Annotated in this window: 15 protein-coding genes; 9 read left to right on the forward strand and 6 right to left on the reverse strand. The window is 61.7% G+C overall.

Annotated elements, in window-relative coordinates:
* Positions 1-7: 7 nt before the first annotated feature.
* Both ACIQUF_RS10370 and ACIQUF_RS10375 read left to right on the forward strand, forming a co-directional pair.
* A complete protein-coding gene (locus ACIQUF_RS10370; protein ID WP_400797628.1) occupies positions 8-682 on the forward strand; it encodes a heavy metal response regulator transcription factor in 675 nt (224 codons plus the stop codon).
* The gene (locus ACIQUF_RS10375; protein WP_403131136.1) at positions 657-2057 is read left to right on the forward strand and encodes a heavy metal sensor histidine kinase; all 1401 of its coding nucleotides are present in this window, start codon (positions 657-659) and stop codon (positions 2055-2057) included. Before ACIQUF_RS10370 ends, ACIQUF_RS10375 begins: the two co-directional genes overlap by 26 nt.
* On the opposite strand, the gene ACIQUF_RS10380 is transcribed toward ACIQUF_RS10375, so the two are convergent.
* On the reverse strand, positions 2054-2863 hold the full coding sequence (locus tag ACIQUF_RS10380; RefSeq protein ID WP_403131138.1) for a DUF6708 domain-containing protein: 810 nt from the start codon (positions 2861-2863) through the stop codon (positions 2054-2056). The two genes, ACIQUF_RS10375 and ACIQUF_RS10380, sit on opposite strands and share 4 nt — an antisense overlap.
* On the reverse strand, positions 2863-6093 hold the full coding sequence (locus tag ACIQUF_RS10385) for a T6SS effector BTH_I2691 family protein (protein ID WP_403131140.1): 3231 nt from the start codon (positions 6091-6093) through the stop codon (positions 2863-2865). Before ACIQUF_RS10385 ends, ACIQUF_RS10380 begins: the two co-directional genes overlap by 1 nt.
* Positions 6094-6397: 304 nt before the next feature.
* Between ACIQUF_RS10385 and ACIQUF_RS10390 the strand changes: the two genes are divergently transcribed.
* The 3 genes from ACIQUF_RS10390 (at position 6398) to ACIQUF_RS10400 (ending at position 9777) form a co-directional block, all read left to right on the forward strand.
* Positions 6398-6619 (forward strand): hypothetical protein, encoded by a 222-nt coding sequence (locus ACIQUF_RS10390; protein ID WP_403131142.1) that lies wholly within the window; start codon positions 6398-6400, stop codon positions 6617-6619.
* A 204-nt stretch (positions 6620-6823) separates the two neighbouring features.
* Positions 6824-8158, forward strand: a complete 1335-nt coding sequence (locus ACIQUF_RS10395) for an OprD family porin (protein ID WP_403131143.1) — start codon at positions 6824-6826, stop codon at positions 8156-8158.
* 122 nt (positions 8159-8280) lie between these two features.
* Positions 8281-9777: a diguanylate cyclase gene (locus ACIQUF_RS10400; protein ID WP_403131145.1), complete on the forward strand. Its 1497-nt coding sequence runs from the start codon at positions 8281-8283 to the stop codon at positions 9775-9777.
* On the opposite strand, the gene ACIQUF_RS10405 is transcribed toward ACIQUF_RS10400, so the two are convergent.
* Positions 9774-10250, reverse strand: coding sequence for a PA2169 family four-helix-bundle protein (locus ACIQUF_RS10405; protein WP_403131146.1), 477 nt, complete (start codon positions 10248-10250; stop codon positions 9774-9776). The genes ACIQUF_RS10400 and ACIQUF_RS10405 overlap by 4 nt on opposite strands.
* A 200-nt stretch (positions 10251-10450) precedes the next feature.
* Here ACIQUF_RS10405 and ACIQUF_RS10410 point away from each other — a divergent pair, with 200 nt between their 5' ends.
* Positions 10451-10672 (forward strand): DUF3820 family protein, encoded by a 222-nt coding sequence (locus tag ACIQUF_RS10410; RefSeq protein WP_012316204.1) that lies wholly within the window; start codon positions 10451-10453, stop codon positions 10670-10672.
* Between the two features lie 41 nt (positions 10673-10713).
* On the opposite strand, the gene ACIQUF_RS10415 is transcribed toward ACIQUF_RS10410, so the two are convergent.
* Genes ACIQUF_RS10415 through ptsP form a run of 3 tightly spaced genes read right to left on the reverse strand, consistent with a single transcriptional unit; the run spans position 10714 to position 16244 of the window.
* Entirely contained in the window at positions 10714-12447 is a 1734-nt protein-coding gene (locus tag ACIQUF_RS10415) for a PTS fructose-like transporter subunit IIB (protein WP_403131148.1), read from the reverse strand.
* Positions 12444-13391, reverse strand: a complete 948-nt coding sequence (pfkB, locus tag ACIQUF_RS10420) for a 1-phosphofructokinase (protein WP_403131150.1) — start codon at positions 13389-13391, stop codon at positions 12444-12446. The genes ACIQUF_RS10415 and pfkB overlap by 4 nt, the downstream gene beginning before the upstream one ends.
* Entirely contained in the window at positions 13392-16244 is a 2853-nt protein-coding gene (ptsP, locus tag ACIQUF_RS10425; protein WP_403131152.1) for a phosphoenolpyruvate--protein phosphotransferase, read from the reverse strand.
* Positions 16245-16541: 297 nt separating this feature from the next.
* On the opposite strand from ptsP, the gene cra reads away from it, so the two are divergent.
* The 3 genes from cra (at position 16542) to icmH (ending at position 19371) form a co-directional block, all read left to right on the forward strand.
* Positions 16542-17537, forward strand: coding sequence for a catabolite repressor/activator (gene cra, locus ACIQUF_RS10430; RefSeq protein ID WP_403131154.1), 996 nt, complete (start codon positions 16542-16544; stop codon positions 17535-17537).
* Between the two features lie 2 nt (positions 17538-17539).
* Positions 17540-18322 carry a TatD family hydrolase gene (locus ACIQUF_RS10435; protein WP_403131156.1) on the forward strand — a complete coding sequence of 261 codons (783 nt, stop codon included), beginning with the start codon at positions 17540-17542 and terminating at the stop codon, positions 18320-18322.
* 170 nt (positions 18323-18492) lie between these two features.
* Entirely contained in the window at positions 18493-19371 is an 879-nt protein-coding gene (gene icmH / locus ACIQUF_RS10440; protein WP_403131158.1) for a type IVB secretion system protein IcmH/DotU, read from the forward strand.
* Positions 19372-19428: the final 57 nt, after the last annotated feature.

Here is a 19428-nt window from a genome sequence, read left to right on the forward strand (position 1 = left end):
CAAGACCATGCGCGTGCTGATCATCGAAGACGAAGAGAAAACCGCCGACTACCTGCATCGCGGCCTGACCGAGCAAGGCTTCACCGTCGACCTCGCGCGTGATGGCATCGACGGGCTGCATCTGGCCCTGGAAGGCGACTACGCGGTGATCGTGCTCGATGTGATGCTGCCGGGCCTGGATGGTTATGGCGTGCTGCGCGCGCTGCGGGCACGCAAGCAAACGCCGGTGATCATGCTTACCGCCCGCGAGCGTGTCGAAGACCGCATCCATGGCCTGCGCGAAGGTGCCGATGACTACCTGGGCAAGCCGTTTTCCTTCCTCGAACTGGTCGCCCGCCTGCAGGCCTTGACCCGCCGCAGCAGCAGCCATGAACCGCTGCAGGTGCAGGTCGGCGACCTGTGGATCGACCTGATGGCGCGCAAGGCCAGCCGCGCCGGCCAACGCCTGGAACTGACTGCCAAGGAGTTTTCGCTGCTCAGCGTGCTGGCCCGGCGCCAGGGCGAGATCCTCTCCAAGACGGCGATCGCCGAGCTGGTCTGGGACATCAATTTCGACAGCGACGCCAATGTCGTCGAAGTGGCCATCAAACGTCTGCGCGCCAAGCTCGACGGGCCGTTCGACAACAAGCTGCTGCATACCATTCGAGGCATGGGCTATGTCCTGGAAAACCGTGCCGGTTAACTCCATCGCCCTGCGCCTGTCGGCATTGTTCCTGCTGGTGGCGCTGGGTGTATTCGTGCTGATCGGCTCGGCGCTGTACCGCCAGGTCGACCGCAGCCTCGACCTGCTGCCAGCGGCGGAGCTCGATGCGCGCTACAGCGTGCTGGAATCCACCCTCAACCGCTTCGGCACGCCAGAGCATTGGGCCAAGATCAACAACAAGCTCAACCTGCTGAGCGAGGAAGACAAACGTATTCGCTTCTGGGTTGTCGGCAGCAACCCGGCCTTCGAGTATGGTCATCCCAGCGAGCTGGTCCGCGCTTTCGCCGAAGGCACGCCGGGGATGCGCGACCTGCATCTGCCCGACCACCTCTACCCTTACAAGGTGCTGGTCAGCGAGCTGCCGGCCCTGGGTGATCGCCCGCCATTGCGTTTTCTTATCGCCATCGACACCGAAACGTTCTGGCAGGCCCAGCACAGCCTACTGGTGGCCATCGTCGGCCTGGCAGTGCTTGGCGTGCTGCTGGCCTCGGTGCTCGGCTATTGGGTCGCGCGCATCGGCCTGCGCCCGCTGCTGGCGCTGTCCAACGAAGCCCAGGCCCTGGCCCCGCCGCGCCTGAACGGGCGCCTGCAGACGGAAAACCTGGCACCGGAGCTGGCGCAGTTCGCGGGCGCCTTCAATGCTGCGCTCGACCGGGTCAGCCAGGCCTATTCACGCCTGGAAGCGTTCAACGCCGACGTCGCCCACGAACTGCGCTCGCCGCTGACCAACCTGATCGGCCAGACCCAAGTCGCCCTCACCCGTGGCCGCAGCGCCGAGCATTACTTTGAAGTGCTGCAGTCGAACCTGGAAGAACTGGAACGCCTGCGCAGCATCATCAACGACATGCTGTTCCTCGCCAGCGCCGACCAGGGCAGCAAGGTCACTGCCCTGACCCAGGCATCGCTGGCCGAAGAAGTGGCCACCACGCTCGATTACCTCGACTACATCCTCGAAGACGCGCAGGTCAGCGTCTCGGTCAGCGGCGATGCCCAAGCGCCCATCGAGAAAGCCCAGTTGCGCCGCGCGCTGATCAACCTGCTGAACAATGCCGTGCAGCACACGGCACCGGACCAGGTGATTCGGGTACATATCGAGGCTGGGCCGGAGCAGGTCAGTATTGCCGTGAGCAACCCGGGGCCAGCGATTGATGACGAGCACCTGCCGCTGTTGTTCGAGCGGTTCTACCGGGTGGATGCGGCGCGCAGCAACAGTGGTGGGGGGAATCATGGGTTGGGGCTGGCGATCGTCAAGGCGATTGCGGTGATGCATGGGGGGGAGATTTTTGTGCGTAGCGAGGCAGGCGCGAATACGTTTGGTATACGCCTGCCCAACTCCCACGCGTTCGGCGGCTAGGTTTCTGTAGGTGCCGTGCGGGATTCGCGATCTATGTCTGCGGGCCATTGAACTTTAGGGGCGAGGCAGTGCATGGGGCTCAACCCGTCATCGCTGTTCCAGTCCCATGGGGGATTTACGAAGTCCGGAAGGGCTTCGGGGCCTTGCTGCATGAACAGGCGGGCGACGGCCCAATAATCCTTGCCCTGGTCGATGTCGTAGGTAAAGAACAAGCGGTCGATCACTTTGTCGGTGCCGGGCTTGCAAACCCTGATGAAAACACGCTCCATCAGGCCGCCATAGCCCATGGGTGCGTAGATGCTGCACGCTTCGACCACCAGGTCGTCCCAGTCATAGACGACCGGTTTCACGCCCCAGCCGCGCAGGCCCAATGGATTGAATGGATCGTAGTGGTATTGGTAGAAATAGACTTTTCGGCGTTTTCTGTTGAAGCGGATGGGTTCGGAGCGGGGAAATTCTATGTCCATGCGGATCATTGGAATGGTTGCCCAGCATGCGACGAATATCCCTATGGTACCGAAAAGAATAATCGGACTATCATAATTCCATGAAGAAGACATTAAGTCATAGATAAAAAACATCAACCCTGGAATACTAATAACCAATGCAGCTGACCCAAAAATCCGACCGATCCCTCTTACTTTCAACGATGACCTAGGCAGTTCCAAATAAACCGCATCTACGTAATTTGGCGCAGGCTCCAACCGTTCCAAGCAACTCCGACTATCTACTGGCTCACCCGGCGCTGGCAGATCGTACTTCCATCCTACAGCCCGCTCGAGATGTTCTATCTCCATATTGGCCATTAGCTGCACTCCTGTACGATTACTTCTGCCAAGGCATCCGGCATACTTCGATCTGGCCAGTATGAAACGACCAAGGTGGCTGCCAAGATATTATGCCGCCCAATGTCCGGCATCATTTCCACGCTTGCTAAAATCGATCGATGCAGATAGCTTTCAGATTCTGATACCACCTCTTTAATATCCGCCACGCGCACATTCAAGCTTTCAGGCTTGTAGTCCGGAAATATGGGCTGCTTTGAAGGTAAAAAATCAACCGCCGTTTTGGTATGCGGCGGATAATAATTACCCGACGTAATGGTTTCTCCGCCAGTAAAGTTTGATGCCACACCATCACCGTGCCGATGCACTGACAAACTCCAACTGTAGGCAGAGTGAGCTTCATCGAATCTCGGTAGAGTAATTTTTATTCTGATGTACCGAGTGATTTCATGGCCAGCAAGACCTCCCATCTTGGAAGTCACAAGGGGGTCTTCAGCCCGTGAGTGGAAATCCAACTCAGCGGTCAGACCGAGCGTAGCCGCATTCAGCTCAGCAAAAGCAAGGTCTGTATCCTCAGGCTTATTCCAATGAATTTTCGGTTGCTCATTTGCCCGTCCAAAATAACAGCGCCTGGCCCAACGCTCCAGTGGCTTAGATTCCTGGGCCACAGCAAGTTTGTTGAAGCCATATACAATCATGCCTAAAACTATTGCAACACCCAGCGGCCCGAGCAGCACTGGATTAAATACTGCGCCCATAGAGGCCACAACTGCACCTATACTGAATATGCCTGCCAACAGATAACGCTTGGATGCATCGGTATCTCCCGATTTGAACGTCCGAGTCAGGGCAAGCCCCGTTTGGACTGAATCAAGAATGCTTGAACCAACGCTGATAAGAGCTCCGATTCTGACCACGACATGACCCAGCGCTACAGTAGATTTAACCGTACCAACACTTGCCGCGCTCAATGAGGATCTTTTCACTATTTGATTTGCACTCTCCCTGATGATCAGCCCCAACGCCTCCACACTGCCCCCCATCACACCCAACCTGGCGCCTTCCAAGGCCATCATCGCTTCATAAGATTTACTCCCAATCTCAACTTCCGCCTTCTCAACATTCCTGCGCAAACTATCGTTCATCACATAAATCCCACCCACCGCGAGCAGCAACTCCCAACTCCCGGCCACTCCACGCAACCCAGCAAAGCTCGTGCGCACCAACTTAGCCGCCTGCTGGGAAGTCACCCGCATGCCTTGCATCAATTTCCGCGCATTCGGCTCCAATGTCCCAGCCGCCACGGATAGATCGACCAGCGCGATTTGCGCCCCGCTGCTGAGCTGACTCACGCCCACACTGGCATCCTTGAACAGACGCTCATGCAATGCCTCAGCCGTACCCTCCACCCAAACGCTCACGCTGATCATGGTGTTGGTAAACCTGGGGTCGAGCACGGCGATGCTTAGCAAGCCGTTTTGAATGATGGGCCGCACCTTGCGCGTCAACTGCGTCGATCCCCATTCGATGTCATCGAGGCTGACCATTATCCGGTCCCTCACCGCCGCAATCGCTTCATTGGCCTTGTGTTGCATCGCCCGCAAATGAGCACTCTGCAACGCGTAGTACTCACCCAGCTTCATGCGCACTTCCAGCGCAACAAGCTGCACGCCGTTGTAGAAAAACTGCACGGCGCTGTTCAGTTGCCGTACAGCGCTTTCAACGCCTGGGGGCAGTAAGTGCCTCAGGCGTTGGCTGGCAGCATTCACCGCACCCAGCATCTCGGTGACGGCGTGCCTTAGGATGTTGCGCCTGCGCAATTGGCCCTCATCGCTGGTGAGGACTTGTTTGAGCACTGCGTACAATTTGTCGCTGTCATTCCAGTTGATCGTATCGGTACCGGAAAAGCTGGGTAGCCATGCCCCCATCAATGCCTGATCCCTCATCAACAACGCACGGTAAGGAGGGCTGTGAGGATCCTGCAGCCACTTCAGCCACAGCGCTTCGCTGGTACCAGGTGCGGGCTGACGGGGTTCTGCGCCGGTTGATGGGGCTTCGGTAATGCCCCCGCCGAGACAAAGCGCCAGCGTTTTGCTGTAAGCCACACCCGACTCACGGTTGTTGCCGTCATAGTCGTATTGTTCGCTGACTTTAAAGGCAGGGCTGTCCCACAACGCGGCATAGGCCGCTGCGTAGTGGTCGATATAGACCTGGAACTGCGCGTCCTGCTGATCGTATTGGGCCTGGAAGGCCGCACGCTGGGGTTCGTGGTAACGCTCCTCAAGCCTGTCCTGACTCTGGGCCTGGCGCATTTCGATCACGCGCTGGCGCTCTACTTGCGGGTCGACGAAAACCGGTGGGCCGTCGCCTGAATGGGGCTCGAACGAGGGCACCTGCTGTGCTGCCTGCTCCCGCAAAACGGCGCGAATGGCCAACAAGATCTGCGAGGTTTGCAACTGGTAGGCGCGCAGCGGATCTTCGCGCCAGGCCTGGCGTTTGACCACCCAGTTCAGGCGCTGGTGGTTGTACTCCTGGACCAGGCCGACAGTGTCGTCGAGCACCACCGCCAGCACGCCGTTTTCCAGCGCGTGCTGCTCCATGGCGTTGACCACGTAACCGCGCAGGGCGAACTTGCGCAGGAAGCGGCTGTGAAAGCCGTGGGCGCTGTCGAACGGGCCGTTCAGTTGCTGGGCGTATTCGAACACCTGCCGGTCGACCTGAAGGTTGTCCGGGGTCATCGCCAATCCGAGCAGCTCGGGGTTGTTGCGCGCCTGGGCCAGGTCCAGCCCTTCGAAACGGTGCGCGGGCGCCTGGCCATTGCGGTAGGCCTGCAGCACGCTGACCGGCCAGGCATCGCTGGAGAAGGCCAGCCAGGCCGAGCCGTAGGTCTCGGTGTCGATGTTGAGAAAGGAAGACGGCAAATCATGGTCCGCCTGTGTGCACCGTTCGGGCAGCGGCGGCGGTGGCCCGGGTGGCGGTTCGTAGGGGTTGAAGCGGCGCAGGTGGCCGTGATCGGTTACTTCGTAGGCGTGCCAGATGCGCTGGTCGAGCAGCACGTAGAGGTAGCCGCTACGCAAGGTGCGCAGGCCCATGCGGGTTTGCGTGGCCGAGTCGCGGCCTGGGCGGGTGTCGGGGACCAGGGCTTGGCGCAGGGGCAGGATTGGCAGGCCTTGGCGCTGGCAGGCTTTGCAGGGGGTGAGGAGGAAATCGGTTTCGGCGACTAAAGTGGCGATGCTCTGGCTGATGCTCATGGGCGAACCTCGTATTGAGCAGAGTCGTGAGGACTCTGAACACTAACGAGGAACCGCTTGCCTGTGGCTTCTCCGACTTCCTTCTAGCTCGTAGGAAATTTCTCTTTATTTGCAAAGCAGCCCCTGTTGCTACGCGAACTGCTCAACCGCGCGGCTTTCAGGCGAAAGTCCAATTGCCTTTTCCGTAATCATTACCTTTTACGCAACAGTGCTTATCAGCAAAGACGCTGTTTCCGCGGCACTCAAGGGACTAACTTTAGCCCCGTCCTCACTCACACTTGCCCGCGCAAGAAGGTAGTTTCAAATGTCCAACAGTATGGGTATTGCCAGCGTTTTCGTTCTGTCTTCCCTGTTGTTGTCGCCCCTGGCCATGGCCGAAGAATCCCCCGCTTTCGTTGCCCGTAACGCAGAGCTTGCCGCTGTTCACCAAGACGCCCGCGACGCCATCGCACACAAGGCCGACGCTGGCAAAGACGCAGAACAGACAGCCTCGAAAGCCGCCAGCGATGCCAATGCCGATAGCTGATCGCGCCTCGCCCCTACTCCGTTTTTCCCTCGGCTACGCCATGGGCACCACCGGTGCCGATATGTTAGCCTTTTAAAGCCGCTGCCGATCAGCGGCTTTTTTTATGTGCGTTAACGATCAGCCCGGCCGTTACGTCTCTAACAAGAAAGTTGCACATTCAAAAATAAAAACTGCCCCACCGTCAGACCAAAGGAGCCAGTACCGGTGTCTTCCGCGTTTCGTTTTACCCCGTTATTCATTGCATTGACTGCAACGATGCCCTTCGCCGCCCAGGCAGATGAAGACAAGGCTGATGGCTTCATCGAAGGCTCATCCTTCAACCTGCATTTCCGTAATGCCTACTTCAACCGCGACAACAAGAACGCTGGCGTGCGCGACAAGCGCGAGTGGGGCCAGGGTGCGGTCGCTCGCTTCGAGTCCGGCTACACGCCAGGCATAGTCGGCGTTGGCCTCGATGCCCACGCCATGCTGGGTATCAAGCTCGATGGCGGTGGCGGCCATGCTGGCACCAGCATTCTGCCCGAGCATGTGAAGGACGACGGTGAGCTGGGCGCTGCCCCGCACTCGTTCTCCACCGCAGGCGCCGCGGTCAAGCTCAAGGCCTTCGACACCGAACTGAAAGCGGGTGATCTGTTCCTCACCAACCCGGTGATCGCTGGTGGCGAAACCCGCATGCTGCCGCAGACCTTCCGTGGCGTGAGCCTGACCAACACCAGCATCGATGGCCTGCTGCTCGAAGGCGGCCAAGTCAGCTTCACCCACCCGTACAACCAGAGCGGCCACCGCCGCATCGACACCTACTATGGGTCGCTGGACGAGCACGACAAGAGCAAGCACCTGAACTGGGCGGGCGCGTCGTGGAGCGGTACCGAGAACATCACCGCCAACCTGTATGCCGCCGAGCTGAAGGACATCTGGAACCAGTACTACGCTGACTTCGACTACACCTACGTGGTCAACGACCTGGTCAGCCTCAACCCGGGCGTGCACTTCTATCACACCCAGGACACCGGCCAGGCGCTGCTGGGGAAGATCGACAACAACACCTACAGCCTGCATTTCACGGTCAACGCCGGTTACCACAGCGTCACCGCCGCCTACCAGCGGGTCAATGGCGACACGCCGTTCGACTACATCAACCTGGGCGACAGCGTGTACCTGGACAACTCGCGCATGTACTCGGACTTCAACGCGCCGAACGAGCGTTCGTGGAAGCTGCAGTACGGTTACGACTTCGCCGGTGTCGGCGTGCCGGGCCTGAGCACCACCGTGTCGTACTCGCGCGGCGAGGCCGACCTGAGCAAGGCCGACCAGAACATCACCCACTACGACTACTACCGCCCCGATGGCAAGAACGCCATGCACTGGGAGCGGGACCTGGACGTGAAGTACGTGTTCCAGGGAGGCGACTTCAAGGACCTTTCGGTGCTGGTGCGCTACGCCACCCACCGTGGCAGCCAGGGCTATGCGTCGATCGACAGCAACAGCGACAACGACGAACTGCGGGTGATCGTCGATTATCCATTGAACGTGTTCTGATCCCGACTGGCGGGCGAGAGCTTGCTCTCGCTCGCGATTCCGTCGGACAAATCTTGTCCGACAATCCCAGCTTGCCTAGAATGTCGCCCGCCGCAAATGGCCCTGCCTCAGCAGTAGCGCGCATGCCCACTCGATTACCGCGTCTCGCACTCTACAGGTCGCACCCCGAGCTGATCCTCAACCTGGGCAGTTGCCTTGCCGTGCTCGCTATCGTGGCCATCGTCAGTTACCTGCTGGCGCGTGAGCGCGACAGTGTCGAGCAGTCCGCCATCCGCGCCTCCAACAACATCGTCCAGCTGATCGAAAGCGACATCCTGCGCAACGTCGAGCTGTACGACCAGTCCCTGCGCGGGCTGATCTGGGCCGTGCAGCATCCCGAACTGTTGCAGGTGGCGCCTAAGCTGCGCCAGCAGATCCTCTTCAACCAGACCTTCACCGCGCCGGTGCGTGGCGATATTCTCTGGATCGATGCCAATGGCGATGTGGTGGGCGACTCCACCAGTGCAACACCGCGCAAGGCCAACTTCGCCGACGCCGTGGACTTCGTTGCACACCGCAGCGACCCCAATCTAGGGTTGTTCATCGGCCCACCGTTCAAGGCACGTCTCGGTGACCTCGACTGGTGTATCAGTTTCAGCCGGCGCATCTCCAACCCGGATGGCAGCTTCGCAGGGCTGGCCGCGGGAGCATTGCGCCTGTCCTATTTCAGCGAACTGTTCCAACGCCTGGACATCGGCGATGAGAGCAGCATCAATCTGCTCAATGCCGATGGCCAGTTGCTTGCCCGGCAACCCTACCGCGAGCAGGACCCACTGATCGGCACCAGCTTTGCCGACCGGCCTAACTTCAAGCGCATCCTCGGTAAACGCAGCGGCAGCTTCAGTGGCCGTTCGAGCATTTCCGACAGGCAGCGGATGTACACCTTCGCCCGTGTGGCCGACCTGCCCTTGATCGTCCTGGTGGTTCACTCCGCCGATGAGGTCTTTCAGTCCTGGCGACGCACCGCGATGGTCGTCAGCGTGGCCACCGGCATTCTTTGCATCGCCATCCTCTGGCTGACATTGCTGCTGGGCCGCGAGCTGCGCCGCCGGCATGAAGCCGAACAGGGCCTGGCCACACTGGCCGCGACCGACAGTCTGACCGGCCTGGCCAACCGCCGTCGACTCGACCAGGTGCTGCGCCTGGAATGGGCACGCGCGCAACGTAACCGCAAGCCGCTGGCGGTGCTGATGGTGGATGTGGATCATTTCAAGGCATTCAACCAGCGCCACGGCCATGCGGGCGGTGACCATGCGTTGCGCGAAGTGGCCAAAGCAATTGAGCGCTGCATACGTCGTCCGGCAGATCTGGCGGCACGCTACGGGGGGGAGGAATTTCAGGTGATTTTACCGGAGACCGAACTGGCCGGTGCTCGCCTACTGGCTGAGCGCATTCGCGCCAGTGTCGAAGACCTGGCGCCGTTTGCCGACGATGCCCATTCGGTCACTGTCAGCATTGGCATCAGCGTCTATGTCCCCGGCACCCAGCGCGATTTGACGAGCCTGCTGGGTGCCGCGGACGAGGCGCTCTACCGGGCTAAAGCCAAGGGCCGCAACCGAGTAGAGATTCCTGCGGATTAAGAGCGGGCGCGGGCTGCGTTACGCAGTGCCTTCACCTGGTCGTGGTTGCGCTGCACGCCTTGCAGCTGCTTCTCGACCACGGCATAGCTTGGATCACTGACCGAACGGCCCAACTTGACCATCTTCTCACGGGCTTCCTTGTAGGCCTTAAGGGCATGGTCCTCACCGCGTTCCACTTCGTTGAGCACCGCTTCTTCGTCCTTGCCGGTGACCATCGACTTGAGGTTGACCCAGCCACGGTGCAGGTCACCGCTGATGCTGGTGGAGGTTTCCGGGTCGCCACCCAGGCGACGCACTTCGCTTTGCAGCTCGCCTGCCGCATTGGCGCACTCGCCGGCACGCTGGACGAAGAAGGCTTTTAGTTCCGGGTTTTTCACGTCTTCGGCGGAAGTCTTGAAGCCTTTCTCGCCGTCCTTGCTGTACTCGATCAGGTCGTTGAGCACGTCGATTACGTCTTTGTTGGGGTTGCTCATGGCTGAACTCCTTGGCAGGTGATAGTCATGTAGACAGGAGCAGCCTTCGTGCCAAGCCGTTTAATTAAATTAATTGCTTATAAATCAAGTGCTTAAAATAAATCGTCAAACGCCGTGAATCGGCGTTCTGCATGATTGCCGCTTGGGCGCTCGTGCAGATTGCAGTATGGTCGGCGTACTTTTACTGCCAGGCACTGCCGATGAAACCGGAAACACTCGAACTGCTGGTGATCCGCACCATGCCCTTTGGCAAATACCAGGGTCGGATCATCGCCGACCTGCCGGGGGACTACCTGGCCTGGTTTGCGCGCAAGGGTTTTCCGGCGGGGGAACTGGGCGGGTTGTTGGCGTTGATGCACGAAGTCGATCACAACGGGCTGGGGGATTTGTTGGTGCCGTTGCGGCAGAAGCATCGGCGCTAAGCGAGTCTGGCCCGCGAGCGGGCCAGTCGAGTGATCAGGGATCAGCCCTTCACCGGCGCCACCGCCAGCTCCACCTGTTCGCTCTTCTTGATTAGCGCATACACCACCGCCGTCAGCAGGCTACCCGCGACGATCGCGAGCAAGTAAAGCAACGCGTGATTGATCGCATTCGGTATCAGCAACACGAACAGCCCGCCATGCGGCGCCATCAGCTTGCAGCCGAAGTACATCGACAGCGCCCCGGTCAACGCGCCACCGGCAATGCTCGCCGGGATCACCCGCAACGGGTCCTTGGCAGCGAACGGGATCGCCCCTTCGGAGATGAAGCACAGGCCCAGCGCCAGCGCCGCCTTGCCCGCTTCGCGCTCGCTCTGGGCGAACTTGCGGCGGGCCAGGAAGGTGGCGATGCCCAAACCGATCGGCGGCACCATGCCGGCCGCCATGGTCGCCGCCATCGGCGCGTAACTCGATGACGCCAGCAGTCCAACAGAAAACGCATACGCCGCCTTGTTGATCGGCCCGCCGAGGTCGACGCACATCATGCCGCCAAGCAGCAGCCCGAGGAGGATAGCGTTGGTAGTGCCCATGCTGTCGAGAAACTGCGTGAGCCCTGCGAGCATGGCTGCCACCGGCTGGCCGACCACGTAGATCATCACCAGGCCAGTGAACAGGCTGGCCAGCAGCGGGATGATCAGGATCGGTTTGAGCGCATCCAGGCTGCTCGGCAGTCGTGCCCAGCGGGCAATCGCCTTGGCACTGTAGCCAGCAAGGAAGCCGGCGACGATACCGCCGATGAAGCCAGCACCCAAGGTGCTGGCCAACAGGCCACCGATCATGCCCGGGGCCAGTCCCGGGCGGTCGGCGATGGACCAGGCGATGTAGCCCGCCAGCAGCGGCACCATCAGCTTGAAGGCGGCCTCACCACCGATCTGCATCAATGCAGCCGGCAACGTGCCCGGCTCTTTGTAGGCTTCGATACCGAATACGAACGACAGGGCAATCAGCAAACCGCCCGCCACCACCATCGGCAGCATGAACGAGACACCTGTGAGCAGGTGTTTGTAGACCCCAGCCTTCTCGGGCTTGCCGGCGCTGGAAGCGGCTGCGGCGTCCCCTGCACTTTCCACTTTGCCGTCGGCCAGGGCCTTGTCCAGCGTGGCACGGGCCTGTTTGAGGGCGATGCCGGTACCACAGCGGTAGATGCGTTTGCCGGCGAAACGGGCAGTGGGCACTTCGATATCGGCCGCCAGCAGCACCACGTCGGCCTCGGCGATGGCCTGGGGCGACAGCGGATTGCGTGCGCCGACCGAACCCTGGGTCTCGACGGTGAGCTGATAGCCCAGCTGTTGCGCAGCCTGCTGCAAGGCCTCGGCAGCCATGAAGGTATGCGCGACGCCGGTCGGGCAGGCAGTGACCGCAACGACTTTGACGCCGGCCGTGGCCATTGGCGGCTCAGCGTGATGCGCTTGTATCTGGGCCTTGGCCGCAGCCCCGTCGAGGAAGCCTTCACGGTCGGCCAGCGCCTGTGACGGTGTGCTTTGGTACAAGCGCTTGCCGGCGAAGCGGGCCAGGTCCACCGGCCCCGTGCTGATCACCAGCACCCAGTCGGCCTCGGCGATCTGCGCGGGCGTCAGCTGCCGCTCGGGGTGCTCGGCATCCTGCACCTCCACACTCGTGCTCCAGCCACGCCGCTGGGCGGCAGCCGCCAGCAGGCGCGCGCTCAGCACGCTGGACACCTGGCCGTTGGGGCAGGCGGTGACAATGGCAATGTTCATCGGCAACCCTCTTGTTGTTCTGTCAGTTGCACGGCGGCTTCCAGGCGCGCCAAGTGTTCCCGGTCACGGATGCCGAAGCCGACCTGGGTCACGGCCTGGGCAGCGATGGCCGTGGCACGGCGCAACGTCTGCGCGGGTGCTTCGGCCAGCAGCAGGCCATGAACCATGCCGGCCACCAACGAGTCGCCCGCACCCACGGTGCTGGCAACCCGCACCTGTGGCGGCTGAGCGTGCAGTAATGGGCCAGCGCTGAACCAGCTGACGCCCTGCTCGCCCGCCGAGACCACTACATGCTCGACACCGGTCGCCAGCAACCGCTGGGCGGCGGCTTGTTGTTCGGCTGGGCTGTCGACAGACAGACCGAGCACTTCGCCAAGTTCTTCAGTGTTCGGCTTGACCAGCCAGGGTGCACTTTGCAGGCCGGCGCGCAGGGCTTCACCACTGCTGTCCAACGCGACCTTGAGGCCCATGGTCTTCAACCGTTGAAGCAACTCACGGAACCATTCAGGGCTGATCCCACGCGGCAGGCTACCGGCCACCACCACAGCATCATGCCCTGGCGCTGTCTGCTCAAGCAGCGCCATCAGGGCCACACTGGCGGCTTCGTCGACCTGCGGCCCCTGTCCGTTGATATCGGTCACCCGGCCATCCGCTTCGACCAGCTTGAGGTTGCTACGCGTCTCGCCCGGCACACGCACGAAGCAGTCGGCAAAGCCGCGCCAGGCAATCAGCGCTTCGAACGGCTGCAGGTTGTCCTGGCCAAGGAAACCACCGACGGTCACGTCGTGCCCCAGGTCGGCCAGCACCTGGGCGACATTCAGCCCTTTGCCGGCGGCGTGGCTGTGCTGCGTACCGGCACGGTTGACGTGCCCCGGGCGCAGGGCGTCGAGGCTGACGGTGATGTCCAGCGCCGGGTTCAGGGTCAGGGTCAGGATCTTGGCCATTCAATAACGCTCCACCAGCGCGCGAACCGCTGCGGCGCTGTCTTGTTGCAGGGCCTCGCGCGCCAGGGCGCGGGCATTTGTATGATCAGCCTGGCGAACCAGGGCTTTGACTTCGGCAATGCTGCGGGCAGCGACGCTCAGTTCATCCACGTCCAGGCCCAGCAACACCGACACCGCCTGCGGGTCGGCGGCCAGTTCACCGCACACGCCCACCCACTTGCCCTCGGCGTGGGCGGCGCGCACGGTCATGTCGATCAGGCTCAGCACCGCCGGGTGCAGGCCATCGGCCTGGGCCGACAGGCTCGGGTGGCCACGGTCGATGGCCAGGGTGTACTGGGTCAGGTCGTTGGTGCCGATGCTGAAGAAGTCCACTTCCCGGGCCAGCTGCGGCGCCAGCAAGGCAGCGGACGGCACTTCGACCATGATGCCCAGTTGTAGGTCGGCCACCGGGATTTCCTCGCGCAGGCGCTCGACCATCGCGCGCGCCTCTCGCCATTCATGCACCTGGCCGACCATGGGGAACATGATCCGCAATGGGCGCTGGTCGGCGGCTCGCAGCAAAGCGCGCAGCTGGTCTTCCATGATCTGCGGGCGCTGCAGGGTCAAGCGCACGCCGCGCACACCGAGGAACGGGTTTTCCTCGGCATCAATCGGCCAGTAGGGCAGCGGTTTGTCGCCCCCCACGTCGAGGGTACGCACCACCAACGGCCGCCCGCCCAGACCGTCGAGCACACGGCGGTATTCGGCTTCCTGGGTGGCGACATCCGGTGCCTGCGGGTGAGCCATGAAGATCAGCTCGGTGCGCAACAGGCCGACGCCTTCGGCGCCTTGCTCCACCACCTTGTCGATGCCGCTGCTCTCGCCGATGTTGGCGAACACTTCGACGGCATGGCCATCGCGGGTGATTGCAGGTTCGTGGCGATTGGCCCAGGCCGCTTGCAGGCGCTGTTCACGTTGGTCGCGTTCGGCCAGCGCCCGTTGCAGCTCGTCAGCAGGCGGTGCCACGCTGACCTCGCCGCGCTGGCCATCGAGCAGCAGCGGTGTGCCAGGTTCGAGCAACAGGATCGCCGCCCCGGCACCCACCACCGCCGGAATGCCCAGGGCCCGCGCGACGATCGCGCTGTGCGCCGTGGCGCCACCGTGGGCGGTGACGATGCCGGCGACCCGCGCAGGGTCCAGACGGGCGACATCGGAAGGACCGACTTCGCCCATCACCAATATGTAAGGTTGCTCGGGTTCAGCGTGGGCCTGCACACCGCAAAGCTGTGCCAGCACTCGGCGCCCAATATCGCGCAAGTCGGCGGCGCGCTCGGCGAGCAGCGCGTCGTGCAGCGCCTCTTGCTGACGTGCCGCCGCTTCAATCACCGCCATCCATGCGGCCGCCGCACTTTCGCCCTGAGCCAGTCGCATTTCGACATCGTCGGCCAGTGCCGGGTCGGCGAGCATTTCCTGATGGGTGACAAAGATTTCGCCGATGGCCTTGTCGCTGCGCTGCACCAGCGATTGTAATTCGCCGTTGACCGCTTCCAGCGCTTGGCGCAGTTTGAGCCGCTCCTGAGCTGGGGATTCGCCACGCAAGGGGTAGTCGATCTCACGTTCGACGCACACATGCGCCGGGCCACTGGCAATACCCGGAGCGGCGGCTACGGCCTGAATGCGGCTGCCAGCTGCGGGGGCCTGGGCTTTCTCGACAGGCGCGGCTGCAAACGGTGCAATGGTTTTCGGCAGTGGCTCAACCTCTTCACCGAGGCCTTGCTCGATGGCAGCCAACAAGGCCGGCAAGGCATCGCTGGCAATCGCCGGCTCGGCCAGCAGTTCCAGCTCCTGACCACGGCGAGCGCCAAGGCTCAGCAACTTGCTGAGGCTTTTGACCGATACCGCCGGCTGGGCGCTGTCCAGCACACGGATGCGAATCTCGCCCTCAAAGCCCTTGGCCAGTTGCGCGAGGATTTTAGCCGGCCGCGCATGCAGCCCATGGGGATTGGCCAGCACGATGCGCGTACTGGGCCAATCGGGCGCCGCTTCACCACCTAGCACTTCCAGGACCGCGCGGCTGCTGGTGGCCTGGTACAGCGTCTGCCCGCGCCCTTCGATCAAGACTTCGCACAAGCGCTCAAGCAGCGCCTGGTGCGCCGCGCCGAGGCTGGCCAGGCAAAACAGGCCATTGAGCGGTTGGTCGCGGTAACGCAGCGGCTGCTGCGGGGTAATGAAGGCAAGGCCCGGCTGACGCACCTGACGCTCGCTGTGCAGCCACCACAAGCCCTCGCCCAACGGCAGTGGCTCGGCCTGTTGCAGCACGGCGGCAAAACCGCTGTCGACACAACCGGCACGTTGCAACAGCCGCGCACCGCGCCAGGCCAGTTCGTCGAAGTCCTCAGCGGGCACGTTCAAGCCGACCAGCTGGGCATCCAGCGCCAGCGCCTGCGGTGCACCCTGCAGCAGTTTGAGCAGCGCTTCGGCAGAACTGGCGCGGCGCAAAGCCTCGGCCAGGTCGGTTTCGCCCAGGGCGCGGGTCAGCAGTTGCAGCAAACGCAGGTGCTCATCGGAGCGCGCGGCGATGCCGATGGCCAGGTAGACGATCTGGCCATCGCCCCAGTCCACGCCGTCAGGAAACTGCAGCAAGCGTACTCCCGTGGCGTACACCAGGTCGCGGGTCTGCGGCGTGCCGTGCGGGATGGCGATGCCCTGGCCGAGGAACGTCGAGCCCTGCGCCTCGCGCGCCTGCAAGCCCTGTAGATACCCTTCGGCGACCAGGCCGTCGGCGACCAACCCATCTGCCAGCAGGCGCAATGCCTCGGCCTTGTCGGCGGCCGTCTGGCCCATGGCTATCTGCTCATTGGCGAGCTCGAGCATGACCTTCTCCTTTTGCAGCCCCTGCTTGCGCTTTTGCGCCGGGTACTGAGGTATTGTTGTGAAATTCACGTATTCAGCCAGTTCAACAGCCTTGCACCAATGGCCATCGAGGCAGAAAAATTAATAGCTGAAACGTTTAACCTGACCAAGCGGCCACGTTACTCGATAATCTTCCAGGGAAAAAGCCCCATCCTGTCGGACAATTGCGACAATGGTCGTCTGCGCGAGACGGCCAACCCGGGTCAAACTAACCGGTCTGGTTGTACAGCCAGCCCCGGTAATAACAAGGAAAATTCGGTGAAACTCAGCGATATCGCCCGTCTGGCCGGTGTGTCCGTGACCACGGCCAGTTACGTCATCAATGGCAAGGCCGAACAGCAACGCATCAGTAGCAGCACCGTCGAGCGGGTGCGTGCGGTGGTCGAGGCCCACGGCTTCACCCCCAACCCGCAAGCGGCTGGCCTGCGCAGCCGGCATACGCGCACCCTTGGCTTCATTCTCCCGGATCTGGAGAACCCCAGCTATGCGCGCATTGCCAAGCAACTGGAACAAGGCGCCCGCGCCCGCGGCTACCAACTGCTGATCGCCAGCAGCGATGACCAGCCCGACATCGAGCGCCAACTGCAGCAGCTGTTCCGCGCCCGCCGTTGCGATGCCCTGTTCGTCGCCAGCTGCCTGCCGCCGGAAGACGACAGCTACCGCGAACTGCAGGACAAAGGCCTGCCGGTGATCGCCATCGACCGGCGCCTGGACCCGGCGCACTTCTGTTCGGTCATCAGTGACGATCGCGATGCCAGCCGTCAGCTGGCCGACAGCCTGCTGGCCACTGCGCCGCGCAGCATCGCCTTGATCGGTGCGCGCCCGGAGCTGTCGGTCAGCCAGGCGCGTGCCGGCGGCTTCGACGAAGCCATGCAAGGGTTTGCCGGCGATGTGCGTCGCTATCAGGGCGAGGCGTTCAGCCGCGAATGCGGCCAGCGCCTGATGCAACAGCTGATCGATGAACTGGGCGGGCTGCCGGATGCCCTGGTGACCACCTCTTACGTGCTGCTGCAAGGCGTGTTCGACACCCTCCAAGCGCGCCCGGCCAACTCGCGTCAGCTGCAACTGGGCACCTTCGGTGACAACCAGCTGCTGGACTTCCTGCCGCTGCCGGTAAATGCAATGGCCCAGCAACACGGCCAAATTGCCGCCACCGCACTGGAGCTGGCCCTGGCAGCCATCGAAGACAAGCGCTACGAACCCGGCGTGCATGCCATCGGTCGAACGTTCAAACAACGCATTACAGCGGCCTGAACATGCGCCTGATCGACACCCACACTCACCTCGACTTCCCCGACTTCGACGCCGACCGCCCGCGCCTGCTGGCCAACGCGGCGGCGCGCGGGGTGGAGCGCATGGTGGTGCTGGGGGTGTATCAGGCGAATTTCCAGCGGGTATGGGACCTGACCTGCAGCGATGAGCGCATCCATGCGGCGCTGGGGTTGCATCCGATCTACCTGGAGCAGCATCGACCGGAGCATCTGGTGCAATTGCGCGAATGGCTCGAACGCCTGCGCGGTGACCCGAGGCTGTGCGCCGTTGGCGAGTTCGGGTTGGACTACTACCTTGAGGATCTCGACAAGCAGCGTCAGCAGGTACTGTTCGAGGCGCAGCTGCAAATGGCCTGTGACTTCGAACTACCCGCCCTGCTCCACGTACGCCGTAGCCACGCCCAGGTGATTGCCACCCTCAAGCGCTACAAACCAGCGCGGGCGGGGATCATCCATGCGTTCGCCGGCAGTTACGAAGAAGCGCGCGAATACATAAAGCTCGGTTTCCGGCTGGGGCTGGGGGGTGCAGCTACCTGGCCGCAGGCATTGCGCTTGCGCAAGACCCTACCGCGCCTGCCGCTGGATAGCATCGTGCTGGAGACCGACTCACCGGATATGGCGCCGGTGATGTTTGCCGGTGAGCGCAACAGCCCGGAGCATTTGCCGGAGATTGCCGAGGCGCTGGCTGAGGTGATGGGTGTTGATGTGGAAGTGTTGGCTGACGCCAGCAGCAAGAATGCCTGTGAGGTTTTTGGCTTCCCCTCTTAAGCAAAGCCAAGCGTGCGCATTACGTTGAAAAATCCTACAACCCTTTAGGAATGGATCACCTCCCCTGAGAAGTGATTCCTCGCTAGTGTTTTGCCTTTGCTTTATGGCCCTCAATCGCTAGCCACTCGTTAGCCGGCATCATCGCGCGCCGACGGGTGAGGGGAACACGCATGCACATGGAATCCAATCCAAACAACAGGACAGGGCGTGCAACTATCAAGCATGACCTGAGCGAGCACCGCGCCAGCAGCTTGCTCGAACCATCAGCATGGTCCGCGGAACCTGAGCATTCCGCCGTCGATAACCAAGCTGAACTTACGTCAACGCCCACTGGCTACCCAGCAGATCCCGAATTTCAACTCCGCGGCGGATATAAAAACCTGATGCTTGACGCTGCCATGCCCCTGTTTGGCCTGGTGATGCGCCTGCGAACCCTGGATGAATTGCCAAACATCAAAGATGTTCATCAGCAAGTGCGTATTCAAATCGACAATATTCGGGAAGAAATACGCCAGCATGGTTATGAGCCCGCTCAACTGTTGGCGTACTCCTACGCCCTGTGCCTCTACATCGATGAAGCGGTCATGGAGCGGCCCTGGGGTAAAAACAGCTGCTGGAGCCACGAGCCGCTACTGAGCATCTTTCACGATGAAACGTGGGGTGGCGAAAAGTTTTTCACCGTACTGTCCCGCTTGATGCTGGAACCCAAGCGTTACCAGGATGTGCTGGAATTCATGTACTTCGCGCTGTGCCTTGGTTTGAAGGGCAAGTATGCCATCGCCCCCAAGGGCGAAGAATCCCTGAACGCCCTCATCCTTGAACTTCACGGAATCATCCGTGAACTGCGCGGCCCCACGCCCGAAGAAGTGTGCGACCCCTATACCAACGTCGCCCCCAGCAACTTCCGCATGAAACGGTATTGGCCTTGGTGGAGCCCTTTGGTGATTTCCGCCCTGGCGATGGCAGTGGCCTATTCGATCTACAGCTACCGCCTGCACCTGCTTACCACCGAGGTGCTGGAATCGCTGAACCTCATCTTGCAGCAGTAATCAGCTGCCCATGTCATTTCATCGTTTGCAGCCATGCCTCTTCATGAGTCATGAGTT

Origin of the sequence: Pseudomonas sp. NPDC090233 (assembly GCF_044772285.1) — a bacterium.
Classification (GTDB): Bacteria; Pseudomonadota; Gammaproteobacteria; order Pseudomonadales; family Pseudomonadaceae; genus Aquipseudomonas.